Here is a 3,821-nt window from a genome sequence, read left to right as displayed (position 1 = left end):
GAAGAACAGGTCGATGTGGATGGAGAACGCGGTGAGGCTGTAGGCGGCCGCGCCGCCGACGTAGAGCAGCGGGAAGAGCCGCGCCCGGTCCCAGCGCGCGAGGCGCGCCTCGATCAGCCCACGCAGCAGCACCCATCCGACGACGCCGTAGAAGACGACGGCGAACGGCACGCCGTAGCGCAGCGCCAGCGTCGCGGGGGAGAAGTGGACGTTGTGCTGGAGGATGACCTCCGTGCCGTACTCCCAGGCATAGAAGTACCCGGCCCCGCCGCCGAGCAGGAACTGGATCGGGCTCAGATCGGCGAAGGCCGCACGCAGCTCGGCGAGCCGGCCGCCGGAGACGACGTCCAGCTCCGCCAGCGAGGAGGCCTGGAGGAAGCCGACGACGCGGGGCCAGAGCGTGTTCTGCAGATGCGGTGCGGCGACGGCGAGGACGACCACGCCGGCGGCGAGCGCTGCGAGCGCCAGAGGGATCGCGCGCTTCGGGTCGATTCGGGTCGTGCCCAGGCGCGCGGCGACGAACAGGGCGCCGACGGCGATCACCATGAGGATCGCGCCGCGCTTGTTCGACAGGATGATGGGCAGCAGGGTCGCCAGCGCCGCCAGCATGGTCCCCGGCAGGAAATAGGCGAAGGGCAGCAATTGGTTGTACGCGTCCGCGGAGAAACGTTGGACGAAGCCGAGCCGGTCGAACACGATGACGGCCGTGATGCTGACGAAGGCCGCGACGAGCGCCGCCCAGGCGATGAGCCGGAACGGCGGCGCCCCCGCGATCGGGGAGGGCAGGGCCCGGCCGAGGCTGTAGACGACGTAGGCGGCGGCACCGTTGAACAGCGCCGAGAGCGCGTAGCGTAGGCTGAACGCCTGGCCGAGCAGCATGCCCACGAGCCCGACGGCGGCCGCGAAGGCGACGCTCGCCAGGAGGAGCGCCTGCATCGGGCCGCGGGGAAGCAGGAAGCTCTTGTCGCCGGGGACGAGGACGAGGAGGAGGATGGTGAGCGGGTTGAGGATCTGCGTCAGGATCACGGGATCCCAGATCTGGATCGTGCGCGTCACCCCCGCGAGCTGGAGAACGACGTTGTAGGCGAGCAGCCATCCCAGCATGATGGCGACGTGGCTCGCGTGGCCCGGGCCGATGCGGTGCGTCAATGGTCTGGTTCCCAGGTGCGGCAGACGTCGCCGGGAGGTTCGAGCACGGCCGTCGCCCCGCAGGTAGCGCGCCCGCCGCGCACTTGTCCAGATCTCGGCTCCGGACGTGCAGGATCGCTCAAAGCCGCACGTTCACGCCGGCGCGCGCGAGTGCCCGCTTGCCCTGGCGATCCGCGAGCTCCTTGAAATGCCAGATGTTCGCGGCGGCGACCGCGGCGGCGCCGGCCTCGACGCCGTGCTTGTACTGCTCGAATCGCCCGACGCCCGAGCAGGCGATGACCGGGATCGTCGTCGCCTCCGCCACGGCGCGCACGAGGTCGAGGTCGTAGCCGCGCCCGGTCCCGTCGCGGTCGAGGCTCTGCAGCAGGATCTCGCCCGCACCGTGGGCCTCCGCCCGGCGTGCCCACTCGGTCGCCTCGACGCCCGTCGCCGTGCGCCCGCCGTCGATGTAGACCTGATGGCGGCCGTCCTCCTCGCGCCTGGCGTCGATGCTCACCACCATCGCCTGGTTCCCGAAGATGGCCGCGCCGCGGGTGATCAGCTCCGGCTCGCGGAACGCCTGCGAGTTGATGGCGACCTTGTCGGCGCCCGCGTTGAAGACCGCGCGCATGTCCTCGGTGGAGCGGATGCGCCCGCCCCAGGTCAGCGGCATGAAGCAGGTCTTGCTCACCGCCTCGAGGATGGCGAGCGGCCCGCCCATGTCCTTGGTCTTGTGGTCGTCGCGCCCGATGTCGTAGCGGTCGTCCTGGGTTATGTCGAGATAGACCAGCTCGTCGACGTTCCATTCGTTGAAGCGCTTGACCTCGTAGTACGGGTTGCCGATCACCTGATGCACCGAGAAGGTCTCGCTGCGCACGAGCAGGCCGTTCTTCAGGAGGAGGACCGGGATGAGGCGGGTCTTGAGCATGCTCACGGCCTCCAGGAGAGGAAGTTCTCGATGATCTTCAGGCCGGCGTGCTGGCTCTTCTCGGGGTGGAACTGCGTGGCGGCGATGTTGCCCACCTCCACGGCCGCCGCGAACGGGCCGCCGTGGTCGCAGGTGGCCGCGACGACGGAGGGATCCTGCGGCACGACCGCGTAGGAATGCACGAAGTAGAAGGTCGCGGCCTCGCCGAGGTCCCGGAAGACGCCGTCCCGCTTGTGGATCGTGGCGTCGTTCCAGCCGATGTGCGGCACGCGCAGCGACGGGTCCGACGGGGTGAGGCGCACGCAGTCGCCGGCGATCCAGCCGAGGCCCGGGTTGACGCCGTGCTCGTGGCCGGTCCCGACGAGGAGCTGCATGCCCACGCAGAAGCCCAGGAACGGCTTGCCGCGCCCGCGGACCTGCTCCTCGAGCGCCTCGCACCAGCCGCCCTCGCGCAGGTTCTGCATGCCGCGCGCGAAGGCGCCGACGCCGGGCAGCACGATCCGCTCGGCCTGGGCGAGCCGCGCCGGATCGTCGACGATGGCCGCGTCCGCGCCGACGCTGTCGAAGGCGTTGATGACGGACTTCAGATTGCCCATGCCGTAGTCGATGACGGCGACCTTCATGGAAGACCTTTCCCGCGCGCTGCGCGTCGTCGCTTACACCCGCGGCGATGCGTGCTCAAGCGAGGCGTCCGGCGCGCAGCGTCGTCCTCGGGTGCGCGACGCGAGGCTCGCGGTCGTGGGGCGAGCGAGGGGAATCATTCAGTCGACGGGATGCGAGGTGCTCGGGTCCGAGGGTCAGGTGGCCGGCTCTACACGATAGACGACGTTCTCGCGAGTAGGCCAGTCGTCGGACGGGGTCGCGAAGACGCGGGTCACGCCCGCCGCACGGGCGAGGGCGTCCGCGAGGATCGCCTGGTGGCGGTCGGGGACGTAGATGTGCGTGACGCCCCACGCCCGCATCAGGGCGAGGCTCTCGGGATCGGCGGGATGCCAGTAGGCGCGGTCGAGGGCGGCGAGCGGCGGCGGCTCGCCGGCGACCAGCGGCATCGAGCCGGTGAAGCGGGCGACGTAGTTTCCCCGGTTGAAGACGGCGCCACGGTCGGAAATCACCGGCAGCCAGGGGAGGGACCAGTCGTAGGGCCGCCCGTCGGGGGCCACGCCGGCGACGTTCGCCACCTCGTCCTCCACGGCGATGTCGCGCTGCGAGGACGTCAGGACGAGGGTCTCGGCCGGGTCGCCGCTGCGGCCGATCCATTCGTAGGCGGCCCGCTGGGAGGGGCTCAGCTCCGCCCGGTTGAAGCGCCCGTTGACGACCTCGTGGGCACCGAAGGCGGTGACGATACCCGCGCACAGCAACGTCGCCGCCCGCGGCGCGCTGCACTTCAGGGCGGCCGTGCAGAGCACGCCGGCGGCCACGAGAAGTGCCGCGGCGTAGACGTACTCGGTGCCGAAGGGGCCGGGCAGATCCGCGAGGAAGAAGCCGAAGGAGAGGCGGATCAGCGTCGGGTTCTGCAGGTTGACGATGGGAAGCAGCCCCAACGCGGCGAGAGCCGCCACGACGGCGAGCACCGCCAGGCACCCCGTCGCGAGACGCCGCACGGCGTGACCCGGCGCCCGCTGCAGCCGGCGCCAGAGGGCGCCGACGAGGATCGTGCCGAACACCAGCTTGGGAACGCTGAAGTCGGCGAGCGTCACCATCGACGGGAAGATCAGCGAGCGGGTGAAGGGGGCGACCGACTGGACGAGCGGGTCGACGAGGAAGA

3 protein-coding genes and 1 pseudogene are annotated in these 3,821 nt (G+C 70.7%); all 4 read right to left on the bottom strand.

Annotated features, from left to right (window positions below):
- Nucleotides 1–1,149 (bottom strand): annotated as a pseudogene (locus tag VB712_RS10775) (hypothetical protein); the annotation flags it as partial.
- Between the two features lie 118 nt (nucleotides 1,150–1,267).
- Entirely contained in the window at nucleotides 1,268–2,056 is a 789-nt protein-coding gene (locus VB712_RS10770) for an imidazole glycerol phosphate synthase cyclase subunit (RefSeq protein ID WP_323254565.1), read from the bottom strand.
- 2 nt (nucleotides 2,057–2,058) lie between these two features.
- Entirely contained in the window at nucleotides 2,059–2,679 is a 621-nt protein-coding gene (gene hisH / locus VB712_RS10765; RefSeq protein WP_323254564.1) for an imidazole glycerol phosphate synthase subunit HisH, read from the bottom strand.
- A gap of 174 nt (nucleotides 2,680–2,853) precedes the next feature.
- Nucleotides 2,854–3,821: hypothetical protein (locus VB712_RS10760; protein ID WP_323254563.1), on the bottom strand; the 968-nt coding region annotated here is incomplete at its 5' end.

The organism is Spirulina sp. CCNP1310 (assembly GCF_034932185.1).
In the GTDB taxonomy this organism is placed as follows: domain Bacteria; phylum Cyanobacteriota; class Cyanobacteriia; order Cyanobacteriales; family Spirulinaceae; genus Spirulina.
This window is presented reverse-complemented; position numbering and strand designations above follow the sequence as displayed.

What these genes read in the sequence shown, in the direction of transcription:
- VB712_RS10770 (WP_323254565.1), bottom strand. Translation starts at nt 2,056, where the DNA reads ATGCTCAAGACCCGCCTCATCCCGGTCCTCCTCCTGAAGAACGGCCTG.
- hisH (WP_323254564.1), bottom strand. Translation starts at nt 2,679, where the DNA reads ATGAAGGTCGCCGTCATCGACTACGGCATGGGCAATCTGAAGTCCGTC.